Origin of the sequence: Streptomyces sp. NPDC048192, from assembly GCF_043202415.1 — a bacterium.
GTDB lineage: Bacteria > Actinomycetota > Actinomycetes > Streptomycetales > Streptomycetaceae > Streptomyces.
This window is the reverse complement of the sequence record NZ_JBIDAL010000019.1, coordinates 26,623-50,958: the sequence shown is the minus strand read 5'-3', so window position 1 is coordinate 50,958 and position 24,336 is coordinate 26,623. Positions and strand designations below refer to the sequence as shown.

24 protein-coding genes are annotated in these 24,336 nt (G+C 70.8%); 16 read left to right on the top strand and 8 right to left on the bottom strand.

Annotated features, from left to right (window positions below):
• Window positions 1-295: 295 nt before the first annotated feature.
• The 5 genes from ACGFZN_RS33115 to ACGFZN_RS33095 form a co-directional block, all read right to left on the bottom strand.
• Window positions 296-1,750: an ATP-binding protein gene (locus ACGFZN_RS33115; protein WP_393862155.1), complete on the bottom strand. Its 1,455-nt coding sequence runs from the start codon at window positions 1,748-1,750 to the stop codon at window positions 296-298.
• On the bottom strand, window positions 1,751-2,488 hold the full coding sequence (locus ACGFZN_RS33110; protein WP_393862154.1) for a response regulator transcription factor: 738 nt from the start codon (window positions 2,486-2,488) through the stop codon (window positions 1,751-1,753).
• A 147-nt stretch (window positions 2,489-2,635) separates the two neighbouring features.
• Entirely contained in the window at window positions 2,636-3,337 is a 702-nt protein-coding gene (locus ACGFZN_RS33105) for an FMN reductase (RefSeq protein WP_393862153.1), read from the bottom strand.
• Window positions 3,338-3,357: 20 nt separating this feature from the next.
• A complete protein-coding gene (locus tag ACGFZN_RS33100; RefSeq protein WP_393862152.1) occupies window positions 3,358-4,521 on the bottom strand; it encodes an LLM class flavin-dependent oxidoreductase in 1,164 nt (387 codons plus the stop codon).
• Window positions 4,522-4,599: 78 nt separating this feature from the next.
• On the bottom strand, window positions 4,600-5,490 hold the full coding sequence (locus ACGFZN_RS33095) for an NADP-dependent oxidoreductase (RefSeq protein WP_393862151.1): 891 nt from the start codon (window positions 5,488-5,490) through the stop codon (window positions 4,600-4,602).
• A 135-nt stretch (window positions 5,491-5,625) separates the two neighbouring features.
• Here ACGFZN_RS33095 and ACGFZN_RS33090 point away from each other — a divergent pair, with 135 nt between their 5' ends.
• The 4 genes from ACGFZN_RS33090 (at window position 5,626) to ACGFZN_RS33075 (ending at window position 7,408) form a co-directional block, all read left to right on the top strand.
• Window positions 5,626-6,030, top strand: coding sequence for a winged helix-turn-helix transcriptional regulator (locus ACGFZN_RS33090; protein ID WP_393862150.1), 405 nt, complete (start codon window positions 5,626-5,628; stop codon window positions 6,028-6,030).
• 62 nt (window positions 6,031-6,092) lie between these two features.
• On the top strand, window positions 6,093-6,431 hold the full coding sequence (locus ACGFZN_RS33085) for a YnfA family protein (protein WP_393862149.1): 339 nt from the start codon (window positions 6,093-6,095) through the stop codon (window positions 6,429-6,431).
• A 54-nt stretch (window positions 6,432-6,485) separates the two neighbouring features.
• Complete coding sequence (locus tag ACGFZN_RS33080) at window positions 6,486-7,247, top strand: SDR family NAD(P)-dependent oxidoreductase (RefSeq protein WP_393862148.1); 762 nt, start codon at window positions 6,486-6,488, stop codon at window positions 7,245-7,247.
• Window positions 7,244-7,408 (top strand): hypothetical protein, encoded by a 165-nt coding sequence (locus tag ACGFZN_RS33075; RefSeq protein WP_393862147.1) that lies wholly within the window; start codon window positions 7,244-7,246, stop codon window positions 7,406-7,408. Before ACGFZN_RS33080 ends, ACGFZN_RS33075 begins: the two co-directional genes overlap by 4 nt.
• Before the next feature lie 54 nt (window positions 7,409-7,462).
• Here ACGFZN_RS33075 and ACGFZN_RS33070 read toward each other — a convergent pair whose 3' ends face one another.
• Window positions 7,463-8,656 (bottom strand): RtcB family protein, encoded by a 1,194-nt coding sequence (locus tag ACGFZN_RS33070; protein ID WP_393862146.1) that lies wholly within the window; start codon window positions 8,654-8,656, stop codon window positions 7,463-7,465.
• A gap of 223 nt (window positions 8,657-8,879) precedes the next feature.
• Here ACGFZN_RS33070 and ACGFZN_RS33065 point away from each other — a divergent pair, with 223 nt between their 5' ends.
• From ACGFZN_RS33065 to ACGFZN_RS33055, 3 genes are all read left to right on the top strand, one after another.
• Window positions 8,880-9,719 carry a DUF3558 domain-containing protein gene (locus tag ACGFZN_RS33065; protein ID WP_393862145.1) on the top strand — a complete coding sequence of 280 codons (840 nt, stop codon included), beginning with the start codon at window positions 8,880-8,882 and terminating at the stop codon, window positions 9,717-9,719.
• A gap of 128 nt (window positions 9,720-9,847) precedes the next feature.
• The gene (locus ACGFZN_RS33060) at window positions 9,848-10,753 is read left to right on the top strand and encodes a DUF3558 domain-containing protein (RefSeq protein WP_393862245.1); all 906 of its coding nucleotides are present in this window, start codon (window positions 9,848-9,850) and stop codon (window positions 10,751-10,753) included.
• A gap of 118 nt (window positions 10,754-10,871) precedes the next feature.
• The gene (locus tag ACGFZN_RS33055; RefSeq protein ID WP_393862244.1) at window positions 10,872-12,101 is read left to right on the top strand and encodes a DUF2637 domain-containing protein; all 1,230 of its coding nucleotides are present in this window, start codon (window positions 10,872-10,874) and stop codon (window positions 12,099-12,101) included.
• 81 nt (window positions 12,102-12,182) lie between these two features.
• On the opposite strand, the gene lysS is transcribed toward ACGFZN_RS33055, so the two are convergent.
• Window positions 12,183-13,922 (bottom strand): lysine--tRNA ligase, encoded by a 1,740-nt coding sequence (gene lysS / locus ACGFZN_RS33050; protein WP_393862144.1) that lies wholly within the window; start codon window positions 13,920-13,922, stop codon window positions 12,183-12,185.
• A 148-nt stretch (window positions 13,923-14,070) separates the two neighbouring features.
• Here lysS and argS point away from each other — a divergent pair, with 148 nt between their 5' ends.
• The 8 genes from argS (at window position 14,071) to ACGFZN_RS33010 (ending at window position 22,867) form a co-directional block, all read left to right on the top strand.
• A complete protein-coding gene (argS, locus tag ACGFZN_RS33045) occupies window positions 14,071-15,837 on the top strand; it encodes an arginine--tRNA ligase (RefSeq protein ID WP_393862143.1) in 1,767 nt (588 codons plus the stop codon).
• 64 nt (window positions 15,838-15,901) lie between these two features.
• Window positions 15,902-16,780: a nucleic acid/nucleotide deaminase domain-containing protein gene (locus ACGFZN_RS33040; protein ID WP_393862142.1), complete on the top strand. Its 879-nt coding sequence runs from the start codon at window positions 15,902-15,904 to the stop codon at window positions 16,778-16,780.
• Window positions 16,777-18,450 (top strand): hypothetical protein, encoded by a 1,674-nt coding sequence (locus tag ACGFZN_RS33035; RefSeq protein ID WP_393862141.1) that lies wholly within the window; start codon window positions 16,777-16,779, stop codon window positions 18,448-18,450. The genes ACGFZN_RS33040 and ACGFZN_RS33035 overlap by 4 nt, the downstream gene beginning before the upstream one ends.
• Window positions 18,451-18,641: 191 nt before the next feature.
• Window positions 18,642-20,324: a nucleic acid/nucleotide deaminase domain-containing protein gene (locus ACGFZN_RS33030; RefSeq protein WP_393862140.1), complete on the top strand. Its 1,683-nt coding sequence runs from the start codon at window positions 18,642-18,644 to the stop codon at window positions 20,322-20,324.
• A 20-nt stretch (window positions 20,325-20,344) separates the two neighbouring features.
• On the top strand, window positions 20,345-20,893 hold the full coding sequence (locus ACGFZN_RS33025; RefSeq protein WP_393862139.1) for an SUKH-4 family immunity protein: 549 nt from the start codon (window positions 20,345-20,347) through the stop codon (window positions 20,891-20,893).
• 12 nt (window positions 20,894-20,905) lie between these two features.
• Window positions 20,906-21,460 carry an SUKH-4 family immunity protein gene (locus tag ACGFZN_RS33020; protein ID WP_393862138.1) on the top strand — a complete coding sequence of 185 codons (555 nt, stop codon included), beginning with the start codon at window positions 20,906-20,908 and terminating at the stop codon, window positions 21,458-21,460.
• A 7-nt stretch (window positions 21,461-21,467) separates the two neighbouring features.
• Window positions 21,468-21,650: a hypothetical protein gene (locus tag ACGFZN_RS33015; protein WP_393862137.1), complete on the top strand. Its 183-nt coding sequence runs from the start codon at window positions 21,468-21,470 to the stop codon at window positions 21,648-21,650.
• A 53-nt stretch (window positions 21,651-21,703) separates the two neighbouring features.
• Window positions 21,704-22,867, top strand: a complete 1,164-nt coding sequence (locus ACGFZN_RS33010) for a HEAT repeat domain-containing protein (protein WP_393862136.1) — start codon at window positions 21,704-21,706, stop codon at window positions 22,865-22,867.
• Between the two features lie 10 nt (window positions 22,868-22,877).
• Here ACGFZN_RS33010 and ACGFZN_RS33005 read toward each other — a convergent pair whose 3' ends face one another.
• A complete protein-coding gene (locus ACGFZN_RS33005; protein WP_393862135.1) occupies window positions 22,878-23,852 on the bottom strand; it encodes a helix-turn-helix transcriptional regulator in 975 nt (324 codons plus the stop codon).
• Window positions 23,853-23,938: 86 nt separating this feature from the next.
• On the opposite strand from ACGFZN_RS33005, the gene ACGFZN_RS33000 reads away from it, so the two are divergent.
• On the top strand, window positions 23,939-24,325 hold the full coding sequence (locus ACGFZN_RS33000; RefSeq protein WP_393862243.1) for a VOC family protein: 387 nt from the start codon (window positions 23,939-23,941) through the stop codon (window positions 24,323-24,325).
• The last annotated feature ends 11 nt before the right edge of the window (window positions 24,326-24,336 follow it).

Genomic DNA, 24,336 nt, shown 5'->3' with positions numbered 1-24,336 from the left:
GCCACCCCCGGACCGCCCTCTCGGCCACCGGGCCGGTCGCCAGCCGTCCCGGCCCGGCGCCAGCCGGTCACTTCACGCCGGTTGTCCGGAGCGCCGTGAGGATCAGGGTCCTGGTCACCCGTACCACGTCCGGTATCGAGACGTGCTCCCGAGGGCTGTGGGCCGCCCGTACGTCGCCCGGGCCGTACTGGAGGGCCGGTATCCCGGCCGCCGTGTACAGGCGCAGGCCGCTGCCGTAGGGCGCCCCGCCTTCACGCGGCCGGGCAAGGGCCGCACCCCCGCGGCCCCGGACCGCTCAGCCCCCGCCGCCCCCGTGCCCCGTGGCGGAGTGCCTCGCGAGGCCGCCGCCCACGGTGAAGCCGATCACCGCTCCGCCGCCCTCCCGCTGGAAGGCGAAGGGCGCCCCGCCGTGCGCCATGGCGACCTCGCGGACGATGGACAGCCCGAGCCCGGAGCCGGGCAGGGAGCGCGCGTCGGCGGCCCGGTAGAAGCGGTCGAAGATGCGCATGAGGTCGCCCTCGGCGATACCGGGCCCCCGGTCCAGCACCTCCACCCGTACCGTCCCCTGCCGGGCCGGCCCGGTGACGGCGACCTCGATCGGCGCCTTGTTGTCCCGGTCGAACTTGGCCGCGTTCTCCACCAGGTTCGAGATGGCCCGCTGGAGCATCGCGGGCCGCCCGTCGGTCGTCGTGTCGCCGCCGGTGTGCAGCACGATCTCCCGTCCGGTGCGCCGCTTGGCGAGCCCCACGACGTCCTCGGCGATGTCGGCGATGTCCACCCGCTGCGGCGGCTCGGTGTCGGACTGCCCCGCCGCGAGGTCGACCAGCTCGTTGACCAGGTCGGTCAGCTCCCGCGCCTCCTGGGTGAGGTCGGCGACCAGATCCTCGCGGGTGGCGGGGGGCAGTTCGTCGATACGGCGCAGCAGCGAGATGTTGGTGCGCAGGGACGTCAGCGGGGTGCGCAGCTCGTGCCCGGCGTCCTGCACCAGGCGGCGCTGGTCCTCCTCGGACTGGGCGAGCCGCCCAAGCATGCGGTCGAAGGCGCGCCCGAGCCGGCCCACCTCGTCGAGCCCGGCCACCGGCACCTCGATGCCCAGCTGCCGGGTGCGGGCCACGTCCTCCGCGGCGGTGGTGAGGACGACCAGGCGCCGGGTGATCCGGCGGGCCAGCCACCAGCCGAACAGACCGGCCGCCACCACGACCGCCGCCATCAGGATCAGCGTGCGCTGCTGCAGCGTCCGCAGCAGGTCCTCGGTGTCGCTGAACTCCTGCGCCACCTGGACCGCGCCCCGCCCGTCGCCGAGCGAGACGGTCGCGATGCGGAACAGGTCCTCGTCGACCCGTACGTCCTTGTGCTCGACGACCTTCCCGGCCGTCGTCGCCAGCGCCATGGCTTTGTCGCGGGAGGTGACGGGCAGGGACGGGTTGCCGTGGTCCACGATCTGGCCCTGCGATCCCAGCACCTGGACATCGGTGCGGGCCGGCCGCACCAGGTCGTGCCCGGGGCGGGAGGAGGAGAAGTCCTCCGGGACCATCTCGTGCTGCCGTACCTCGCCCTGGACGTCCTGCACGACCTGCGTGAACACCGACTGCTGGTCGACGCGCACCAGCCGGGCCGCGCTGCCGTACGACAGGATGCCGACGAGGATCGTGACGGCGGCGGTGACGGCCGCGAAGGAGACGGCGAAGGTGGTGCGCAGGGAGACCAGCTTGGGCCGGCGCCGGGCCGGCAGCCGCCGCAGGCGGCCCACCTAGTCCTCCCGCAGCACGTAACCCACGCCCCGGACGGTGTGGATCAGCTGCGGGGCGCCGGGCTCGTCCAGCTTGCGGCGCAGGTAGCCGACGTAGACGGCGAGGTTCTTCGAGCCGGGCCCGAAGTCGTAGCCCCAGATCCGGTCGTAGATCGTGGAGTGGTCGAGCACGATGCCCGCGTTGCGCACGAGCAGCTCCAGCAGCTCGAACTCGGTACGGGTCAGCTCCAGCTCGCGCTCGCCCCGCCAGGCCCGGCGGGCCTGCAGGTCCATGCGGATGCCGGCGGCCTCCACCTGCCGGTCGGAGAGCTGGATGTCCCGGCCGCCGTTCTCCGCGCCGCCGGCGCCCGCGCCCGTGCCGGCCGGCACCGGGCTGGTGCGGCGGAGCAGCGCGCGCAGCCGGGCGAAGACCTCCTCGACGTCGAACGGCTTGACCACGTAGTCGTCGGCGCCGGCGTCGAGGCCCGCGATCCGGTCGGCGGTCTCCACGAGCGCGGTCAGCATGAGGATCGGGGTGCGGTCGCCCTCGGCGCGCAGCACGCGGCAGACCTGGAGGCCGTCGATCCCCGGCATCATCACGTCGAGCACGAGGACGTCCGGCGGCGTCTTGTGGGCCTGCGCCAGCGCCTCGACGCCGTCGGCCACCGCCGTCACCTCGTACCCTTCCAGGGTCAGGGCACGCTCGAGGGCGTGGCGGATGGCGCGGTCGTCTTCAGCGAGCAGCACAGTCTGGGGCACGCACCCAGTTTGCCAAGGTGTTCGACGGTTCGGCCGGGGCGAGTGGACCTACGATCACCCTTTTTACCCGCCTCTCACCGTCACACGGGCAACCCGGCCCCCGGGTCTACCGTCTTCTCACCGTCACCGCGCCCGCCCACCGCCCCCTCAGTCACCGGAGGCGGCGAGTCTGGCCAGCTGCTCCTCGAAGGGCACGACGTCGAAGCCACCTGGAGCGTCCGCCGCTCCGGACGCACCCGGGACACCGGCCACGAGCGCGCCGGAGCCACCGGCCACGAGCCCGCCCGAGGCATCCGCGGGCTCGCCTGAGACGCCCGCCGCGCCGGACGCGCCTGCCGACAGCCCCGCCATCAGCGCGGCCAGCTCCCCGGCCGCCCGTTCGATCCGCCCGGCGAGTCCTTCCCCGCCCCAGTCCTCGGACGCGGCGTACACGCCCGTCGGCACGACGACGGCCCGCAGGTAGGCGAACAGCGGCCGCAGGGCGTGCTCCAGCACCAGGGAGTGCCGGGCCGTGCCGCCGGTGGCCGCGATCAGCACCGGCTTGCCCGTCAGCGCGTCCTTGTCGAGCACGTCGAAGAACGACTTGAAGAGCCCGCTGTACGAGGCGGAGAACACCGGGGTCACGACGATCAGCCCGTCAGCCGACGCCACCGCGTCCTGCGCGGTGGCGAGCGCCTTGCCGGGGAAGCCGTTGGTGAGGTTGTGGGCGATCTCCACGGCGAGGTCGCGCAGCTCGATCACCTCGACGTCCGCGTCGGCCTGCCGAGCCGCCGCGGTGGCCAGCCGGTCGCCGAGCAGCCGGGTGGAGGAGGGCACGCTCAGCCCCGCCGAGACGACGACGAGCTTCATGCGACGGCTCCCTTCCCGCTTCATACGACCGCCTCCTTCTCGGCGCCACCCGTCCGGGCGCCACCCGTCTGGGCGCCACCCGTCTCGACGGCGCCCGTCTCAGCGTCCTTCTTCCGCGCCGCGGCGAGCAGCGAGGCGTGGGTCGGCGCCTCGGGCACGCCGGCGGGACGGCCGTTCGCGAACTCCTTGCGCAGCACGGGCACGACCTCCTCGCCGAGCATGTCGATCTGCTCCAGCACGGTCTTCAGCGGCAGCCCGGCGTGGTCCACCAGGAACAGCTGGCGCTGGTAGTCGCCGGCGTACTCGCGGAAGGACAGCGTCTTCTCGATGACCTGCTCGGGGGTGCCGACGGTCAGCGGGGTCTGGGCGGTGAAGTCCTCCAGGGAGGGCCCGTGGCCGTACACCGGCGCGTTGTCGAAGTACGGCCGGAACTCGCGCACGGCGTCCTGCGACCTGCGGCGCATGAACACCTGGCCGCCGAGGCCGACGATCGCCTGCTCCGGCGTGCCGTGGCCGTAGTGGGCGTACCGGTTCCGGTACAGCTCGACCATCCGCCGGGTGTGGTCGGCCGGCCAGAAGATGTTGTTGTGGAAGAAGCCGTCGCCGTAGTAGGCCGCCTGCTCGGCGATCTCCGGCGAGCGGATGGAGCCGTGCCAGACGAACGGCGGTACGCCGTCCAGCGGGCGCGGAGTGGAGGTGAAGCCCTGCAGCGGGGTGCGGAACTTCCCCTCCCAGTCCACGACGTCCTCGCGCCACAGCCGGCGCAGCAGGGCGTAGTTCTCGATGGCGAGGTTGATGCCCTGCCGGATGTCCTGGCCGAACCAGGGGTAGACCGGCCCCGTGTTGCCGCGGCCCATCATCAGGTCGACGCGTCCGTCGGCCAGGTGCTGGAGCATCGCGTAGTCCTCGGCGATCTTCACCGGGTCGTTGGTGGTGATCAGGGTGGTGGAGGTGGACAGGATCAGCTTCTTCGTCCGGGCCGCCACGTAGCCGAGCATGGTCGTCGGCGACGACGGCACGAACGGCGGGTTGTGGTGCTCGCCGGTGGCGAAGACGTCCAGGCCGGCCTCCTCGGCGTGCAGCGCGATGGCGACCATGGCCTTGATCCGCTCGCGCTCGGTCGGCGTACGCCCCGTGGTGGGGTCCGGCGTGACGTCGCCGACCGTGAAGATCCCGAACTGCATGGTCGCTCACCCTCCAGGTTGTTGACTGTTCAACTATACCCGCCGAACAGCCCCCCACCCCCGGATATTCCGGACCGCTCAGGGCACGATCACCAGCCGCCCCCGCAGCCCGCCCGCCGCGAGCCGCGCATGCGCCTTGGCCGCGTCCTCGAGCGCGTACGTCTCCGCCACCCGCAGCGTCAGCACGCCCTCGTCCACCAACCGGACCAGCTCAGCCAGCCGCGCGCCGTCGGGCCGCACCCACACGTTCGCCGTCCGCACCCCCCGCTCGGCCTCGGGCAGCGCCCCGTCCCGGACCGCGACGAACGCGCCCCCGTCCCGCACCCACGCGAGCGCCGGCGCACCCAGCACGGCCGCGTCCAGCACCCCGTCCACGCTCCCCGGCTCCACCCCGTCCGCCGTGAAGCGCGCGGCCCCCATCGAACGCACCAGCTCCTCGTCGCCCGCACGGGCGTGCCCGGTCACCTCGATCCCCCGGTGCGCGGCCAGCTGCACCGCGAACCCGCCGACGGCCCCCGCGGCGCCGGTCACCAGCAGCCGGTCGCCCGCCGCCAGATCCAGCAGGTCCAGGGCCTGGGCGGCGGTCAGCCCGTTCAGCGGCAGGGTGCCCGCGTGCACGGCGTCCACCGAGGCGGGCGCCGCGGCCACGGCGTCCGCGTCCACGACGACGTACTCGGCGTGCGCCCCCAGCGGCACGCCCGCGCTCGGCGTCAGCGCCACCACCGGATCACCGGCGCTCCAGGCGGCGGCCACCCCGGCCGCGTCCACCGTGCCGGCCGCGTCCCAGCCGAGGCCCAGGGTCTTCCCGGCCCCGCCGAAGGCGCCGGCGCGCACGGCCGCGTCCACCGGGTTCAGCGCACCCGCGGCCACCTTGATCCGCACCTGTCCCGGCCCCGGCTCCGGCACCGCGACGTCCACGACCTCCACCTGCTCCGGCCCGCCGAACGACCGCACCACAGCAGCACGCATGACAACTCTCCCTGTCCGCAAGGCGATTGACGGCTTCGCGACCGCGTTCCGGCCACATCACCCACCGTAGGAGAGCTACTATCGATCAGAAAGTAGTTACCTGAGAGTGCCTAGCTGTCCCGGAGGGAAGAAACCATGGCGACCATGACCGCGGCCCAGCGCCGCGAACAGGCCCGCGCCGACTACGACGCCTTCCTCCGCGAGTGCCCCTCCCACCAGCTCCTCGGCCGGCTCAGCGACAAGTGGGTCAGCCTGGTCATCGCCGCCCTCTCCGGCGGCTCCCGGCGCTACAGCGACCTCAGCCGCACGATCGCCGGCGTCAGCCCCAAGATGCTCACCCAGACCCTGCGCACCCTCGAACGCGACGGCATCATCAGCCGCACCGTCACCCCCGCCGTCCCGGTCCGCGTCGACTACGCCCTCACCCCCCTCGGCACCAGCCTCGCCGGCCTGCTGACCGCCGTGAAGGACTGGGCCGAGACCCACTTCGAGGACGTACGAGCGGCCCGCGAGCGCTACGACACGCAGAACCCGGACTGAGACGGCGCCGCGCCACACCCCGGGCGCCGTCCGCGCGGGCCCCGCGTGCCAAGCTGCCGCCCATGCCGATCCTCCGCTCCGCCGCCCTGTTCGTCCTCGCCGCCGTCCTCGAGATCGGCGGCGCCTGGCTGGTCTGGCAGGGCGTGCGCGAACACCGCGGCTGGCTGTGGATCACCGGCGGGATCCTGACCCTCGGCGCGTACGGCTTCGTCGCCACCTTCCAGCCGGACGCGCACTTCGGCCGTGTCCTGGCCGCGTACGGCGGCGTCTTCGTGGCCGGCTCACTGCTGTGGGGCGCGCTCGCCGACGGCTACCGGCCCGACCGCTGGGACGTCACCGGGGCGCTGATCTGCCTCGCCGGCATGGCCGTGATCATGTGGGCCCCGCGGAGCGGCTCCTGAGCCTCACCTAGGCTGGACGAAACCGTAGGCCACACCGAACGCCAGGAGCTGCCCATGGCCCCCGCCTCCCGCATCGCCGTCGTCACCGGTGCGAGCAGCGGCATCGGCGCCGCCACCGCCCGGCAGCTCGCCCGGGCCGGCTACCGCGTCGTCCTCACCGCCCGCCGCAAGGACCGCATCGAGGCCCTGGCCGAGGAACTGACCACGGCGGGCCACTCGGCGGTCGCCTACCAGCTCGACGTCACCGACCGCGCGGCGGTGGACGAGTTCGCCACGGCCTTCCAGACCATCGCCGTCCTGGTCAACAACGCGGGCGGCGCGCTCGGCGCGGACCCCGTGGCCACCGGCGACCCGGCGGACTGGCGCACGATGTACGAGACCAACGTCATCGGCACCCTGAACGTCACCCAGGCCCTGCTGCCGAAACTCGTGGCGAGCGGCGACGGCGTGGTCGTGGTCGTCTCCTCCACCGCCGGCCACGGCACCTACGAGGGCGGCGCGGGCTATGTCGCCGCCAAGCACGGCGCCCACGTCCTCGCCGAGACCCTCCGCCTGGAGATCGTCGGCCAGCCGGTCCGCGTCATCGAGATCGCCCCCGGCATGGTCAAGACGGAGGAGTTCGCGCTGACCCGCTTCGCCGGCGACGAGGCGAAGGCCGCCAAGGTCTACGAGGGCGTGCCCGACCCCCTCACGGCGGACGACGTCGCCGAGACCATCGCCTGGGCGGTCACCCGCCCCAGCCACGTCAACGTCGACCTCCTCGTCCTCCGCCCCCGCGCCCAGGCGTCCAACACGAAGGTCCACCGGGAACCGTGACACCCGACCCCGCCCCCCGGCCCCCCGACCCCCTGGAACAGGCCCGCCTGGCCCAGGAAACCAAGGACGAACGCAAGGTCTGGTATTTCCTGTGGTACTTCCTCTTCGGCATCCACATCGTGGCTTTTGTGATGATCTACGCGGTCCGCCACGCGAAGTGACCCGCTGAGCACGCCGAGGGGCGTGGCGCACGTGCGCCACGCCCCTCATCGCGCCTAACCCTTCACGCACACGACCTGCTTCAGCTTCGCCACGACCTCCACCAGGTCCCGCTGCTGGTCGATGACCTGGTCGATCGACTTGTAGGCGCCAGGGATCTCGTCCACGACGCCGGAGTCCTTGCGGCACTCCACGCCCCGGGTCTGCTCCTCCAGATCCTTGGTCGAGAACCGGCGCTTGGCCGCGTTACGGCTCATCCGCCGACCCGCGCCGTGCGACGCGGAGTTGAAGGACTTCTCGTTCCCGAGGCCCTTCACGATGTACGACCCCGTGCCCATGGAGCCCGGGATGATCCCGTACTCACCCGAGCCGGCCCGGATCGCGCCCTTACGGGTCACGAGCAGGTCCATGCCGTCGTACCGCTCCTGTGAGACGTAATTGTGGTGGCAGGAGATCTCCGGCTCGAAAGCGGGCTTCGCCTTCTTGAACTCCTTGCGGACGACGTCCTTCAGAAGCGCCATCATCAGCGTGCGGTTGTACCTGGCGTACTCCTGCGCCCAGAACAGGTCGTTGCGGTAGGCCGCCATCTGCGGGGTGTCCGCCACGAATACCGCCAGATCCCGGTCTACCAGGCCCTGGTTGTGCGGGAGCTTCTGGGCCACGCCGATGTGGTGCTCCGCCAGCTCCTTGCCGATGTTGCGCGATCCGGAGTGCAGCATGAGCCATACAGAACCGGTCGTGTCCGTGCAGATCTCGATGAAGTGGTTACCGCTTCCGAGTGTTCCGATCTGCTTTGAGGCGCGTTCCTGACGGAATTTGACCGCTTCCGCGACCCCCTCGAACCGCCCCCAGAAGTCCTCCCACCCGGCGGTCGGCAGTCCGTGGAAGTCCCCCGGGTCCACGGGATCGTCGTGCATCCCCCGTCCCACCGGAATCGCCTGCTCGATCTTCGACCGGAGTCGCGACAGGTCGCCCGGCAGGTCGTTGGCGGTCAGGGACGTCTTCACGGCGGACATTCCGCAGCCGATGTCCACCCCGACCGCCGCCGGGCACACCGCGCCCTGCATGGCGATGACGGAACCGACCGTCGCGCCCTTGCCGTAGTGCACGTCCGGCATCACGGCGAGGCCCTTGATCCAGGGCAGGGTGGCGACGTTCTGGAGCTGGCGCAGGGCCACGTCCTCGACCGTCGCGGGGTCGGTCCACATCCGGATGGGGACCTTCGCGCCCGGCATCTCGACGTACGACATACGTTCCTCATTCCCCCGAAAACGACAACAAAGGTTTAGGCAAGGCTTATAGGCGGCGAAGCGGAAAAGGGGCGCTTACGCCGGTGAAAAAGGACAAGGGACCGGCGGCCACGGCAGCGCGTGCGATACACATTGTCTCCAGGGGGCGCCCCGCCGCGGCAAGCGAATAACCGGCGGGGACACTGGAGCACCGAGCGATCGCACACCCGAGAGGAGCCCGACCGTGCAGCGGAAGGCCTATGTGACCGGCACCGCAGCCCTCCTCGCGGCGCTGCTGGCCGGCTGCTCGAGCGGCTCGGGGAGCGACGGTTCGTCGGACGACTCCAATCCGGGTGACGCGGGCACGGCCACCGTCGCCGCTCAGCCCGGCAAGTACCGCACGCTTCCCGAGCCCTGCGGCGCGGTCGGTCACGACACGCTCGACTCGATGCTGCCCGGCATCAAGCAGATCACGGACCCCGTGCAGCGGGACAAGGCCTACCAGGGGGAGGCCGCGCTCACGTACGACACCGATCGCAAGGTCGGCTGCCGGTGGAAGGTGGAGTCCGCGGACGTCACGGACCGCCTGTCGGTCGACCTCGAGCGCGTGGTGTCGTACGACAACTCGGTCAGCGACGACGACCAGGCGAAGAAGCTGTTCGAGGAGAAGGAGGCCGCCGCCGATCTGCCTGCGCCGGGCAGCAGTTCACCGGCGAGCGGAGCGACCGGGTCGGGTACGCCGGGGCCCGGCTCGTCGGCGTCGTCCGGTGGCGGCCCCTCGCCCTCCGGATCGCCTTCCGGTTCCCCCTCGGGCTCGCCCTCTTCCGGCGCCTCCGCGGCCGATCTGCTGCCGCGGGTGCTGTCGGACCTCGGTGACGAGGCGTATATCGACGACCAGCTCAGTCCGGCCGGTTCGACGGCCGAACAGCGGACGGTGACTGTGGTGTTCCGCACGTCCAACGTCGTCGTCACCCTCGTGTACGAGGAGCAGCCGACGGCGCTCGGGTCGGTCCCGGACAGCAAGGAAATGCAGGACAGGGCCCGGAATCTGGCCTCGCATCTGGATGACGCGCTGGGTGGTTGACGGCTCGCGGGGCCGCTCGCCGGGGTGCGCGCAAAGCGCCCGAACGGAAACCGCACAGCTCCTTCACCGCGTACCGTGGGGCCCCGCAGGAACCCGCACGACCACCGAGCGTCATGAGTGAAGGAACCATGCAGCGAGCAGCCCAGCGAGACGACCGTGCCCGACAGACGCGTGGGAAGCGCCTGAGCCGTGTTCTTGTCTGCGCGGCAGCCGTGCCGGCGGTGCTGATCACCGCCGCCTGTTCGTCGGACTCCGGTGACTCCAAGGCGAAGGGGTCGGACACCGGTGTGCAGCAGTCCGCGGGCGGGAGCGCGGGGCCGTCGGCGAGTGCGTCGCCGACGGTGCAGGCGGCGGCGTACAAGAAGCTGCCGGACGCGTGCGCGGTGCTGTCGAAGAAGACGCTGACGGATCTGGTACCGAAGGACACGTCGGGCAAGAAGGGCACTTCGGACGATCCGTCGTCGCGTGCGTCGTGTTCGTGGAGCAGCCTGGACAACAACGGGGTGAAGGGTTCGCAGTTCCGCTGGCTGAACGTGTCGCTGCTGCGCTTCGACTCGGACAGCACGCGCGGTTCCGGTGACGCGCAGGCGCACGCCTACTTCGTCCGGCAGGTGAAGGACGCGTCGGTGGTGGACGGCGCGCAGAACAGCAAGCAGACGCCCCTGTCGGGTACGGGCGCGGAGGCGACGGCCGTGCGCTACGACCTGAAGAAGAAGGAAGGCCTGTTCAGGCAGCAGACGGTGGTCGCGCGGGTGGAGAACGTGGTGGTCACGCTCGACTACAACGGCGCGGGTCTGGCGGGTGAGAAGACGCCGGACGCGGACGGTCTGGCGAAGGCGGCGCAGGCCGCGGTCAAGGAGGCGGTCGGCGCGGTGTCGTCCGCCAACGGCGTGTCGTCGTCGGGTGGCGCGGGTTCGCCGGCGTCGTCGTCTCCTTCCAAGTCGCCGTCGCAGTCCGCGTCGAAGTCGCCGTCTCCCGGCAAGTCGGCCTCTTCCAGCGCTTCTCCGTCCAAGTCGGCGGCGAAGAAGAGCTGAGCGGGTTTCGAAGCTCTGACCGGTACGACGTCCGCCGTAGGCGTGTGCCACCCTGTTGCGCGCAACAACAGGCAAGGGGAGGGGAGTACGCGTGGCCGCGCCACTGCAGCTGACTCGGATGCACCGCGTTCTCATCGGCGTGGTCGTGTCCGGCGCCTTGATCATCGCCGGTATCGGTTTCGCCGGCTCGTACGCGGCCGTCCGTGCGCTGGCCCTCAAGAAGGGCTTCGGGAACTTCTCGTATGTGTTCCCGGTGGGCATCGACGCGGGTATCTGCGTGCTGCTCGCCCTGGACCTGCTCCTGACCTGGATCCGTATCCCCTTCCCGCTGCTGCGGCAGACGGCGTGGCTGCTGACGGCGGCGACGATCGCGTTCAACGGCGCCGCGGCCTGGCCGGATCCGCTGGGTGTGGGCATGCACGCGGTGATCCCGGTGCTGTTCGTGGTGTCGGTGGAGGCGGCGCGGCACGCGATCGGCCGGATCGCCGACATCACGGCGGACAAGCACATGGAGGGGGTGCGGCTGACCCGGTGGCTGCTGTCGCCGGTGCCGACGTTCCTTCTGTGGCGGCGCATGAAGCTGTGGGAGCTGCGGTCGTACGACCAGGTGATCAAGCTGGAGCAGGAGCGTCTGGTGTACCAGGCGAGGCTGCGGTCCCGGTTCGGCCGTGCGTGGCGCAGGAAGGCTCCGGTGGAGTCGCTGATGCCGCTGCGGCTGGCGCGGTACGGCGTTCCGCTGGCGGAGACGGCCGCGGCGGGTCTGGCCGCGGCGGGTATCGAGCCGAGTCTGATACCGGCGGTGGCGCCGGGCGGTGCCGCGGTGCCCGCCCAGCAGCGGCCGGTGTCCGCCGGGGAGCGGCGTCCGCAGCTGCCGGTCCAGTACGCCGGGCAGCCGGAGGACGTTGCGGTGGACGAGGCGAGCCCGTGGTTCCAGGCACCGCGCGAGGTGGAGTACCACGGGGGCTACGACCCGACGTACGACCCGATGATGCAGGAGCCCCAGTACGCTCCGGAGGAGCAGTACGAGGAGTGGTACGAGGAGCAGCCGGCGGAGCAGTTCCAGCAGCCCTCTGCGGAGGAGACGGGCAGTTTCCCGATTCCGGTCGGCCCGAACCGCACCCGCGAGCTGGGCGAGGGCGGGGGCACGCCGGAGCCGGATCCGACGGAGGACGACTACTACCAGGTCTTCCGGAAGTCGATCGACGGCAGTTTCCCGACGCCGCACCAGTTCAGCGAGGCGGTGGAGGCGACGTACGGGCAGACGCTCGCGCCGCGTGACGCGGACCGCATGGTCAAGCGTTTCACCAACCGCTTCAACGCGGAGCTGGAGGAGAACCACATCGCCTAGCGGCGCGAGGACGTGGAAGAGGAAAGGGGCCCTCCCTGCGGAGGGCCCCCTCTTTTTCTTACGCCGTTTCCTACGGGGCTCTTACTCGCCGAGCAGCTTGCGGACCCGTTCCTGTCCGACCGCCAGCAGCAGGGTGGGCAGCCGGGGGCCGGTGTCGCGGCCGACGAGCAGGTGGTAGAGCAGGGCGAAGAAGGACCGCTGGGCGGTCTTGATCTCCGGCGGCAGCTCCTTCGGGGTGGCGTCGGCGGAGAAGCCGGCCTGGACCTTGGGGACGCCGTAGACGAGGTGGGTCAGTCCGTCGAGGGACCAGTGGTCGGCGAGGCCGTCGAGGAGGAGCCGTACGGACTGCTGGGAGGCCTCGCCGAGGGACTTCAGCAGTTCCACGTCGGGTTCGTCGCGGACGATGGTGCGCTGGTCGGCGGGGACGTGGGTGTTGATCCACGCCTCGGCCTTGTCGTAGCGGGGCCGGGCCTCGTCCAGGGAGGCGAGGGGCTGCTCCGGGTCCAGCTCGGAGAGGATGCGCAGGGCCTGGTCCTCGTGTCCGGCGGTGATGTCGGCGACGGAGGCGAGGGTGCGGTACGGCAGCGGGCGCGGCGTCTTGGGCAGCTCGCCGCCGGCGGTGCCGACCGCACGGGTGTAGGCGGCGACGTCGCCGGGCAGTGCGGAGCCGTCGGCGACCTTGGCGGCGAGCTTGTCCCACTCGTCGTACAGCCGCTGGATCTCCTGGTCGAAGGCGATCTTGAAGGACTGGTTGGGCTTGCGGCGGGCGTAGAGCCAGCGGATGAGCTGCGGCTCCATGATCTTCAGCGCGTCGGCCGGGGTGGGGACACCGCCGCGGGACGACGACATCTTCGCCATGCCGCTGATGCCGACGAAGGCGTACATGGGCCCGATGGGCTGCTTGCCGCCGAAGATCGGCACGATCTGCCCGCCGACCTGGAAGGAGGAGCCCGGCGAGGAGTGGTCGACGCCGCTCGGCTCGAAGATGACGCCCTCGTACGCCCAGCGCATCGGCCAGTCGACCTTCCAGACCAGCTTGCCGCGGTTGAACTCGCTGAGCCGGACGGTCTCGGCGAACCCGCAGGCGGTGCAGGTGTAGGACAGCTCGGTGGAGTCGTCGTCGTAGGAGGTGACGGTCGTCAGGTCCTTCTCGCAGTTGCCGCAGTACGGCTTGTACGGGAAGTAGCCGGCGGAGCCGGAGGAGCCGTCGTCCTCGCCGGCCGCGCCGGAGCCCTCCTCGGCCTCCAGCTCGGCCTCGTCGACGGGCTTCTGCTGCTGCTTCTTGGGTGCCTTCTTGGTGCGGTACTGGGCGAGGATCGCGTCGATGTCGTTCCGGTGCTTCATGGCGTGCAGGATCTGCTCGCGGTAGGCGCCGGAGGTGTACTGGGCGGTCTGGCTGATGCCGTCGAACTCGACGCCCAGCTCGGCCAGCGAGGCGATCATCGCGGCCTTGAAGTGTTCCGCCCAGTTCGGGTACTGCGAACCGCGCGGCGCGGGAACCGAGGTCAGCGGCTTGCCGATGTGCTCGGCCCAGGTCTCGTCGATGCCGTCGACGCCGGCCGGGACCTTGCGGTAGCGGTCGTAGTCGTCCCAGGAGATCAGGTGCCGGACCTGGAGTCCGCGGCGGCGGATCTCGTCGGCGACGAGGTGCGGGGTCATGACCTCGCGGAGGTTGCCCAGGTGGATGGGGCCGGACGGGGAGAGTCCGGACGCGACGACGACCGGTTTGCCCGGGGCCCGGCGCTCCGACTCCTCGATGACCTCATCCGCGAAACGGGAGACCCAGTCGGTGGTCTCGGTGCTCTGAGCCACGATCGGCACGTCCTTCTTTCTGAACGGGGCGGCACTCCGTCTGATCCGGGTGCGACTCCATTCTCACAGACCGGGATGCGACGACGAAAACGGCTTTACCTGCCATGGGATACTGAGTGGGTCTATCCATCCCACGAGGAGAACGGCACCCCTTCCTATGGCCTCGGTCACGTCCCTCAGCGACAGCGTCCAGCAGCACCTCGCGTCCGCCCTCTCGGCCACCCTGCCCGAGGCCGCCGGCGCGGACCCGCTGCTGCGACGAAGCGACCGGGCCGACTTCCAGGCCAACGGCATCCTGGCGCTGGCCAAGAAGGCGAAGGCGAACCCGCGGGAGCTGGCGGCGCAGGTCGTCTCCCATGTGGTGACGGGCGAGGAGCTGATCAAGGACGTCGAGGTCTCCGGCCCCGGCTTCCTGAACATCACGATCGCGGACCGGGCGATCACCGGGAACCTGGCCGCGCGGTACGCGGACGAGTCGGGCCGCCTCGGCGTGCCGGCCGCCCCCGAGCCGGGCACGACGGTGATCGACTACGCGCAGCCGAACGTGGCGAAGGAGATGCACGTCGGCCATCTGCGGTCGGCGGTGATCGGCGACTCGGTGGTCCAGCTGCTGGAGTTCACCGGTGAGAACGTGATCCGCCGGCACCACATCGGCGACTGGGGCACCCAGTTCGGCATGCTCATCCAGTACCTGGACGAGCACCCGCACGAGCTGGACCACAAGGACGCCCGGGTCACCGGCGAGGAGGCGATGTCGAACCTGGACCGCCTCTACAAGGCGGCGCGGAAGAAGTTCGACGCGGACGAGGAGTTCAAGACGCGCGCCCGGCGCCGGGTGGTGGACCTGCAGGCCGGTGACCCGCACACGCTGGCCATGTGGCAGAAGTTCGTGGACGAGTCGAAGATCTACTTCTTCTCCGTCTTCGAGAAGCTGGACATGGAGATCCGGGACCCTGACATCGTCGGCGAGTCGGGGTACAACGACATGCTGGCGGAGACCTGCCGGCTGCTGGAGGAGTCCGGCGTCGCGGTCCGCAGCGAGGGCGCCCTGTGCGTGTTCTTCGACGACATCAAGGGCCCGGACGGCAACCCGGTCCCGCTGATCGTCCAGAAGTCGGACGGCGGCTACGGCTACGCGGCCACCGACCTGTCGGCGATCCGCGACCGCGTCTTCAACCTGAAGGCGAACACGCTGCTGTACGTGGTGGACGCCCGCCAGGCGCTGCACTTCAAGATGGTCTTCGAGACCGCCCGCCGGGCCGGCTGGCTGAACGAGGACGTCAAGGCGCACCAGCTGGCGTTCGGCACGGTCCTCGGCAAGGACGGCAAGCCGTTCAAGACGCGTGAGGGCGAGACGGTCCGGCTGGTGGACCTCCTCGACGAGGCGATCGAGCGCGCCTCGGCCGTGGTCCGCGAGAAGGCCCAGGACCTGTCCGAGGAGGAGATCGCCGAGCGGGGCGCCCAGGTGGGCATCGGCGCGGTGAAGTACGCGGACCTGTCGACGTCGGCGAACCGGGACTACAAGTTCGACCTGGACCAGATGGTCTCGCTGAACGGCGACACGAGCGTGTACCTCCAGTACGCGTACGCCCGTATCCGGTCCATCCTGCGCAAGGCCGGCGAGACCCGCCCGGCCGCGCACCCGGAGCTGGCGCTGGCGGACGCCGAGCGCGCCCTCGGCCTGCACGTGGACGCCTTCGCGGAGACGGTCACGGAGGCGGCGGCGGAGTACGCCCCGCACAAGCTGGCCGCGTACCTGTACCAGCTGGCGTCGCTGTACACGTCGTTCTACGACAAGTGCCCGGTGCTGAAGGCCGAGACGCCGGCCCAGGTCGAGAACCGTCTCTTCCTGTGCGACGTCACGGCCCGCACCCTGCACCAGGGGATGGCGCTGCTGGGCATCAGGACGCCCGAGAAGCTGTGACCCCTGTGACGTGCAGCCCTTAGAGTCTGTGCAGGCCCGTCCGCGCAGACTCTGAGGGAGCCCGATGTCCGAGCGAGTCCCCGACCCGTCCACAGCCCATTTCGGTGCGGACGGCATGCGCCGGTTCACGGTGCCGGCCTCCCACGGCGTCCAGCTGCCCGAGGCGAGCCGCGCGGAGCTGGCCGAGACCGGGGTTCCGCTGCACGTGCAGCCGTACTTCACGGCGGCGGGTGACACCGACGACCCGACCCTGGGGCTCACCGCCCGGCACCAGGGGCTGCCCGCGCCCCGCGACGGGCGGGAGAACTGGCTGCGGATCGGCAGCGATCCGCTGGCCCATCTGTGCGTGCGTCCGGACGGCGCGGTGCAGGCGGTGTTCCTGGGGCTCGGCGAGGACGACCTGTTCGTCAGCTCGGACGTGCGGGCGTTCAACGCCTCGCTGGCCGCCCTGGACCGCCGTATGCCGGTGATCGCCGCGTCGACCGGTCTGCCGGTGGCGGCGGCCGCGTTCCGCGAACTCAACGCCGAGCTGCGGCGGATCGACGCCGCCGCGTTCGAGGACCGCGAGAGCTGGTGGCCGAGGGTGCTGGACGACGTGCGGCACACCCTCAACTTCCCGTTCTCCTCGGCCTTCGAGTACGTCGACGCGTCCGGCGCCAAGCAGATCGTCACCGACGCGACCGGGCCGGGCCGCCCGCACCCCGAGGAACTGGTCTGGCGGCGCCTGCACGCGCAAGGGGTGGCCCCGGAGCAGGTCCGGCGTGTCTACTGCGAGCTGGAGCCGTGCATGATGCCGGGCCACTACTGCGCGGTCTGGCTGCAAGCCACCTTCCCGCACGCGGAGTTCACGCACAGCTTCGACTACGGCGACACGGCGGACTCCCGTGAAGAGGGACTCAAGGAGTTGATCACGTACGCGGCGAAGCAGGCGGGCCGCCGGTGACCGAGGCACCGAAGTGGTCCCGCCCGGCGGCGGGCCGCGAACCGGCCGCTGCCGCGCTGCTGTCCTGGCTGGCCGATCCGCAGGCCCCCCGCCTGTGTGTCGTCACCGGAAGCGCGGGATGCGGCAAGTCGACCCTGCTGGCCTGGCTGATCGGGCACGGCACGCGGGAGGGGACGCGGCCGGAACGCCGGATCCACGGCTTCGTCCCCCTGGCCGGCCAGACCGCCCGCACCGCCGCCTGGACCCTGGCCGAGCAGCTGCACGTGGTGGCCCGCACCCCGGGTGAGCTGGTCGAGGCACTGGCCGCCGACGAGCGCCGTACGGTCATCGCGCTGCCGGAACTGCACGCGGCGGCGGACGCCGGGGCGGTGACGGAACTCGCCCTCGCGCTGCTGGAGTTGCCGCAGCTACGGCTGCTGGTGGAGGTGCGCAGCGACCGCGCCGGAACCCTCACGGCGATTCCCTCGGCGGTGATGGACCTCGACCAGCCGCAGTGGACGGATCCGGAGCGGTACGCGGCGTGGGCGGCCGCCCGGCCCGCCGCCCACCATGACCCGGCACCCGAACCCCGCACCGCTGCCGTCCACCTGGACGACCCGGCGGCGGTCTGCGCCGCGGACCCCTGGGAGGTGGCCGTCGCCTACGAGCGCTCCGCCGACCCGCACGGAGGCCTGCGCACGGCATGGCTGCGGGCGGGGGCCTCCCTGACCCGCGACCAGACCCCGGCGGACCGTGCCGTCGTCCTGCTGTCGGCGCTGGGCGACGACGCCGACCCGAGGCTGCCGGAAGCGCTCGCCGCGCTGACCGGGGGCGCCGCGTGGCAGGTGGTCTGGCGCAGGGTGCGCGGCGACATCCGTCCGCCGTGGCCGGGACCGGCACGCGCACTGTCGTCGGGCCGCGGGCATCTCGCCGGCAAGCTGGTCGCGGCCGACCACCAGGGCACGGTCCGCCTGCTGGACGAGGCGGACGCGACACCGGCCGGCCGGCTGCCGGAGCCCGTGACGGGGGTCCGCGCGGTGGCCGCCGTACCCGAGGGTGACGTCCTGGTCCTGGACGCGGAGGGCCGGCTGCGCACCAGGCGCACTCCGGCGGCGCCCAGGGCGACGGGCCTGGCGGCACTGCTGGAGGACGGTCCGACACCGCTGGAACGGCTGACGGAGGCGGCACGGACCCGACTGGACGGCCCGGCGGTGGCGTTGGCGTACACGGAGGGCCTGCTGACGGTGGGCGACGCGACGGGCCGGGTGCACGCTTTCCCGGACACCGAGGGTGAGCCAGGCCCGGTGACGGCGGAGCTGCACAGGGGCGAGGTGGCGGCCGTGGCAGCCCTGCGCCTGGAGGCGTCCGACGGCGCGCCGGGCGTCCCCCTGATCTACAGCGGCGGTCACGACGGCACGGTACGGGCGTGGAGCCCCGGCACCGAGCCGCTCGCCACCCCTGTCCGGTCCCGGCCGTGCCCGGTGACGGCGCTCGCCGCGACGTCCACGGACGCCGGCCCGGTGCTGGCGGTCGCCTGGGCGGACGGCCTGGTGGAACACGAGCTCCTGGAGGAGAGCGGCCAGGTCCGCACCTTCTGGTCCGGCGCCCCGGTGCACTCGCTGGCGCTGACCAGGGCCGGACATCTGCTGATCGGCACGGACGAGACACTGACCTGCCTGCGCGCTGCGTGAGGGCGAGCGGTCGCGGACGCACAACATCACCTGGTGCTGGTGCACCTGCCGCCGGCGTGAGAACCGCCCCATGGCTGCGTTGTCACAGTCATGCCATAGAGGGCGGCGCCACCCTTGCTCTCCAACTCCCCTCATCCGCTACGGTTTTTGGGCTCATACGATGATCGGAGGACGAGGGGGCGTCACGGGGGATGGGCTACACGATTCCGGGCTGGCTGGACCAGGTCCTCGACTACATAGGCATCCACTTCCCGAACGTCGACGAGGACGACTACCGCCACATGGCCACCGCCATGTGGGAGTTCGCCGACAAGTTCGAGGGTCACGGCGCGGACGCGCACAGGACGGTGGAGCAGATCCTCGCCTCGTCCAGGGGCTGGGCCGTCCACTCGATGCAGACCCACTGGAACCAGGTCAAGGCCGGCCACCTGGACAAGATCCCGGAACTGGCCCGTTTGTTCGCCGACGCCCTCGACGTGGTCGCGGACGTCATCTTCGGCATGAAGACGAAGGCAGAGGCCGAACTCGCCGTCATGGCCGGCTCGGTGGGCCTGTCGATCGGCGCCGCCTTCTTCACCGGGGGCCTGTCGGCCGTGCTCGGCGCGGCGGAGGTCACCGCCATGCGCCAGCTGGTGAAACGCATCATCGACGAGGCCGTCGACCAGATCGTCAACGAGCTGATCGCCAAGGTCAGCGAGCCGGTCAACGCCAAGCTGGAGGCGATGGTCGAGGACGCGGTGCTGAACCTGGCGGAGGACGCTTTCTCCCTGCCCCCGGATCCGACCGGCGGGGGCGGTGGCGGAGCGGGTGGCGGTGGCGCGCACGGCGGGCACGGCCACGGCGGTATGAAGCTGGCCTCGGCGGGACCCGGAACCGGTGGCATGGAACTGGCCTCCGCTTCCGGCGGTTCAGGTGGGGACGGCGACCTCCACATAGACCACGAGGAGTTCGAGAGCGGAGCCGGCAAGCTCTCCTTCCACGGCAGCGAACTCCACGCCAACAGCGCCGCCCCGCTGGGCAGAGCCAAGGGCCTGTTCGGCCGGACCAGGGGCAAGGACCCCTTCACCCAGACCTTCGACTCGATGATCCACGGGGCCTTGGAAGGCTGCGAAAAGGCACTGGTAAAAGTCGGAAAGCACCTCACCGAAACGGTCCCGGACCGCGCACGGGCGGTGTCGCGGCTGCACAGGGGCAACGACATCGAGATAGGCAACCGGCTCAAAGGCATCGAGACGCACAAGGGGCGAGACGAGCACGGCAACCCCAGGATGTACATCCTGAATGCAGACGGCACAGTGGACCGCCTGATGCCGGACGGCACGATACCCGCCAAGGGGGCTCACGGGCACGACCACGAGGACCGACTGAATCTGGCAAACATCGCTCCGAACGGACAGGTCTGGCGTCCGAAGACACCGTCGGAACGAGAGAGGTGGCAGACGCCCTCGGGCCACGACGGCAAAGTCGTCTCACAGAAGGTCGACCCTCGTTCAAGTGACCTGGCACAGGCTACACAGCTGGCTCGTAAGGCGCACGACTACTACCAGGGTAAGAACTACGCGGCCGGTCGGTACATAGATCCCCAAAGCGGCCGAGAAATGATCCTCATAACCCGAAGCGGTGGAGGATTTCACTCCGAGCGCTCTCTCGGACACCCACTCCTCCATACGGGAAACGCAAATGGGCTTCGGGAGGTGTTCACAGAGAGAGCACCATGTCAGAAGAGTCCTCGATGTGAGCGGTGGCTCAGTGCGTTCTTCCCGCACGCGAAAGTCACGCACGCGGCGAACTACGACCAAAGCGATCCTTCAACGCAGGGCAAGGAGCATAAGGCGTACAGGGAGGGCCTGGCGCGGCTCCACGGCAAGAAGTGAGGCACGATAGCGTGGCAGACATGAAGCACGCAGTGCGCAGCGAAGACGTCATCCGCCTGTTCGGTCTGGACGGCGTCAACTACTACCCGCAGTACGCCGACAGTGAACTCGACGCCGGAACGGCCGAGTTCCTCGCCAGTGTAGGCCTGCCCACCGACCGCACCTTTGCCTCGCGCGCCGAACCGGAGAGCGGCTTCCCCACGCCCAACGAACTGGGCCCGCTGTTCGATCGCCGGGGCCAGGCGTGCCCGCCGGAGCGGCGCCATTGGCCGGTACTCGGTTACCTCGTCACGGCTTTGGTCGTCCTCGACCCCAGGGCCGGAACGGTCCATGTCTACCCCGAGGGTGAAGTGGAGAGCCAGCTACTCCACCGCGACGTCGAGTCGTTCGTCTTCACACTGTGCGCCTTCCGTAAGCTCATCGACGCCTACACCGAGGACGAGGACCAGGTGGAGGAGTCCGCGTACCGGTTCCGGCAGACTGTCACCGCCATGGACCCCACTCCTCTCGCCGAGGAGGAGACCGAGTGGAACCGTCTTCTCGACGAGGTCCTGGAAGGTATGTGGTGAGGAGCGCGGAACGTGATCACCACCGATCCCGCTGACCTGATCGACGCCTACGGGCTGACCAACGTGGTCTATTACCCACAATTCACGGTCGGCGAATCCGTCGACTCGCGCACCTTGTCTCTCCTCAGTTCCGTAGGACTGCCGCATTCGGAAGTCTTCACATCGAAAGAGGATCCGGAGGACCCGTACGAGCCGGGCTTCGACCCGCTCGTCGTCGGCAGTCGCTTCGATCACTACGGCTTGTCCTGCCCGGAGGAGAGCCGGACATGGTGGGTTCTGGGATACCTCTTCACCTCACTCATCGCTCTCGATCCACGGTCGGGGAAGGTGTACGCCTTCCCGGAGAGCGAAGAGCCCTACATTCTCCTGCACCGCGACGTGGAATCGCTTCTCTTCAGCCTCATCGAGTTCCGGAAGCTGGAAGTCGACCACGAGAACAACGTCGATCCTGCGGAACTCAGCGAACGTTTCAGGCAAGTGGTCGGGGACTTCGATCCCACGCCGTTCGCCGAAGAGGAGTCGCAGTGGAACCTGTCGCTCGAGGAAATAGAGCACGGGATCTGGTAGGACCGCTGTGGCGAAGAATCCACGCTCGCTCATCGGGCTGTCACTCCCCGACACCGTCGTGAGCCCCTGGAAGCCCCGCGTCTGGGAACAGACCGCGGTGGAAGTGGTCAAGTCGCTCGCCGACCCCGGCCAGCAGCAAGCGGCTCGGGAGAGACTGGCCGCGCTCGGCCGCTGGTGGTGCGCCTTCTGATCGCGGAGCTGTCGGACACGGCATCACCCGTACCGCCGTGGGAGATACAGACGGTGCTGTCGAAACGGATCGGGCCCGCCGCCTACGACGAGGTGCTGGCCGCCCTCGCCGCCGCACCGGACGAGGAATCGCGGCGCCGCCTGAGCGGAGCCTTCTCGAGGTTCGGTACGGTCGACCGCTATCTCGAAGCGCTGAGTCACCCTTCCGCGTCCGTACGCCAGTCCGCCGCCTTCGGCATCCAGTCCGCCTGCTCGGTGGCCTATGGCAGGGAGCCGAACCCCGACGTGGACTACGACCGCGTGATCGACGCACTGATCCCGCTGCTCGCCGATCCGGACCCAGAGGTGGCCCAGCGGGTGATGTGGGTCCTGACCATGCTGGGCCCGGGTGTCGTCGAACCTCTGAGCCGTATACGCGCCCACGGACCAGGACAGCTCCGCGCACGCGCGCTCTCCGTGCTCGCTGCCGTCGGGGGCGAGGAGGCGCTGTCGGCGGCCGACCGCGCCGCCGTCGCGCGGCTCATCCGCGTCAAGCTGCCACACGACCAGGCCCGTCCTCTGGACGCGTGCTTCACGTCCTGGATCGCCGTCCCCGGCGGCGATCAGCAGGGAATCGTGGACGTGCTCGAACTCTTCGACGCGCGCCCGGCCACGTTCGCGCTGGGCCTCAGCGTCGGCGCCCACGACAGCCACGACGGCGCCGAATACGGCAGGGTCTACGTCACCCCGGAAGTCGACGGCTGGACGCTGGTCCTCGGCCCCTGGTGCAACCCCGTCGACCCGGAGCGCGCCGAGGACGTGCTGCGCGTCGTCACCGAACTGAGCCGCCGCTACGGCCGGGCCCAGGCGTACTACTTCGGCGAACAGGGCGGCGGTTCCGGCTGGCTCGTCGCGGCGGACGGCGGCGTCGTACGTCGCTGCCGCGGCTCCTGGGACGAGGACGACGCGCGGTACACGCTGGGCCCGCCCCTGCCGGAAGAGCGCGCCGCCTGCGTCGAGGAAGGCGTCACGCCGGTGGGCGACGAGCCCGCTGACGGCGACGAGAACGAGGAGCGGGCGGACTTCGCCCCCTACCTCGCGCCGGAGCTGGCACGCCGGCTGGGCGTCAGTCCCTTCGACCTGGGCCCGGACACCACCGTACGGGGAGCCGGGCTCGTGGCCCTCACCCCGTACGCGCGGGAGCACGGGAAGCCGAGCAGCGGGGCGTACGCCATCTGACCGCGGTCGGTCAGCCGGTGGGCGCCTCCAGATCCCTCATGTTCTCCTCGGCCAGCTCCCGCGCGCGTCGGGCGAGCGCCCGGCGTACGGCGTCCGGGGTGAGGACGCGCAGGGGCGTGCCCAGGGTGAGGAGGTAGCGGGCGAGGCCGTCCGGGTCGGGGCCGCCCACCTCGACGACGGTCGCGTCGGGACCGTCGGGGCGGTGGGTGCCGACCGTGGGCGGGACCAGCCGCAGCGCCTCGCTCATGGGGAGGGGGAGGCGGATGGTCGCGGACAGGAGGTAGGGGCCGTTCGCGATGTTGCGGGAGACCAGGCGGGCCGGATCCGGTGCGTCGGTGAGGTCCGCCGGGTGGGCGGTGGGCTGGAGGCGGTCCACCCGGTCGGCGCGGAAGGTGCGCCATTGGGCGCGGGCCACGTCCCGTGCGACGAAGTACCAGCGGCGGCCCGTGTGGACGAGCCGGTACGGGTCGACCTCCCGGGTCGTGCTCCTGCCCTCCCCGTCGGTGTACGACAGCCGGGCGCGGCGCCCTTCGCGGCAGGCGACGGCCAGCTCCAGCAGCAGGCCGGGGCGCATCCGGGGGCCGTCCGCCCCCGGGAGGCGTACGAAGGCGTCGTCCAGGTCGCCGAGGCGGTCCGCGATGTGCCGGGGCAGGACCTGCCGCAGCTTCAGCAGCGCCGACAGGGCCGCCTGGTCCCCGCCGAGCGCGCCGCTCAGCGCGGCACCGCGCAGGCCGACGGCCACGGCGAGGGCTTCCTCGTCGTCCAGGATCAGCGGCGGCACGCGGGATCCGGCGCGCAGGCGGTAACCGCCCCAGGGGCCCGCCTCCGAGTCGACCGAGTAGCCGAGGTCCCGGAGCCGCGCTATGTCCCGGCGGACCGTGCGGTCGGTGACCTCCATGCGCTCGGCCAGCTCCGTGCAGGTCCAGGAGGGGCGGGACGACAGCAGCGACAGCAGGCGCAGAAGACGGGCGGAAGAGCTGAGCACGGCGGGAAGTCTGTCAGACACCGGGACAACCAGGACCGGAACTGTCCTGGTCATGTCCTACCGTCCTCCCCATGACCACAGAGACCATGACCGCAGAGACCTCGTCCGCACCCGCGTTCCGCTTCGCCGCCGTCACCTTCGACTGCGCCGACCCGGCCGAAATGGCGCGCTTCTACAGCGAGTTGCTCGGCATGTCCGTCGCCTTCTCCAGCGACGACTTCGTCTTCCTCGCCAAGGAGGGCTCTACCGGCCTGGGCTTCAACCGCCTCGCCGACTACCGCCGGCCCACGTGGCCGGACCCGGCCCAGGAGAAGCAGGCCCACATCGAGCTGGGCGTGGACGACCTGGACGCCGCGGAGAAGCGGCTGCTCGAACTGGGCGCGGAGAAGCCGGAGTTCCAGCCGGGCGGGGAGCGGTGGCGGGTGCTGCTGGACCCGGCCGGGCACCCGTTCTGCATCACCACGCTCGTCTGAGACGCCGGTGT

Coding starts and splice junctions, on each gene's coding strand:
- ACGFZN_RS33055 (WP_393862244.1), top strand. CDS start 10,872: ATGCACCGCGTTCTCATCGGCGTGGTCGTGTCCGGCGCCTTGATCATC.
- argS (WP_393862143.1), top strand. CDS start 14,071: ATGGCCTCGGTCACGTCCCTCAGCGACAGCGTCCAGCAGCACCTCGCG.
- ACGFZN_RS33040 (WP_393862142.1), top strand. CDS start 15,902: ATGTCCGAGCGAGTCCCCGACCCGTCCACAGCCCATTTCGGTGCGGAC.
- ACGFZN_RS33025 (WP_393862139.1), top strand. CDS start 20,345: ATGAAGCACGCAGTGCGCAGCGAAGACGTCATCCGCCTGTTCGGTCTG.
- ACGFZN_RS33090 (WP_393862150.1), top strand. CDS start 5,626: ATGGCGACCATGACCGCGGCCCAGCGCCGCGAACAGGCCCGCGCCGAC.
- ACGFZN_RS33030 (WP_393862140.1), top strand. CDS start 18,642: ATGGGCTACACGATTCCGGGCTGGCTGGACCAGGTCCTCGACTACATA.
- ACGFZN_RS33105 (WP_393862153.1), bottom strand. CDS start 3,337: ATGAAGCTCGTCGTCGTCTCGGCGGGGCTGAGCGTGCCCTCCTCCACC.
- ACGFZN_RS33085 (WP_393862149.1), top strand. CDS start 6,093: ATGCCGATCCTCCGCTCCGCCGCCCTGTTCGTCCTCGCCGCCGTCCTC.
- ACGFZN_RS33080 (WP_393862148.1), top strand. CDS start 6,486: ATGGCCCCCGCCTCCCGCATCGCCGTCGTCACCGGTGCGAGCAGCGGC.
- ACGFZN_RS33095 (WP_393862151.1), bottom strand. CDS start 5,490: ATGCGTGCTGCTGTGGTGCGGTCGTTCGGCGGGCCGGAGCAGGTGGAG.
- ACGFZN_RS33000 (WP_393862243.1), top strand. CDS start 23,939: ATGACCGCAGAGACCTCGTCCGCACCCGCGTTCCGCTTCGCCGCCGTC.
- ACGFZN_RS33070 (WP_393862146.1), bottom strand. CDS start 8,656: ATGTCGTACGTCGAGATGCCGGGCGCGAAGGTCCCCATCCGGATGTGG.
- ACGFZN_RS33100 (WP_393862152.1), bottom strand. CDS start 4,521: ATGCAGTTCGGGATCTTCACGGTCGGCGACGTCACGCCGGACCCCACC.
- ACGFZN_RS33060 (WP_393862245.1), top strand. CDS start 9,848: ATGCAGCGAGCAGCCCAGCGAGACGACCGTGCCCGACAGACGCGTGGG.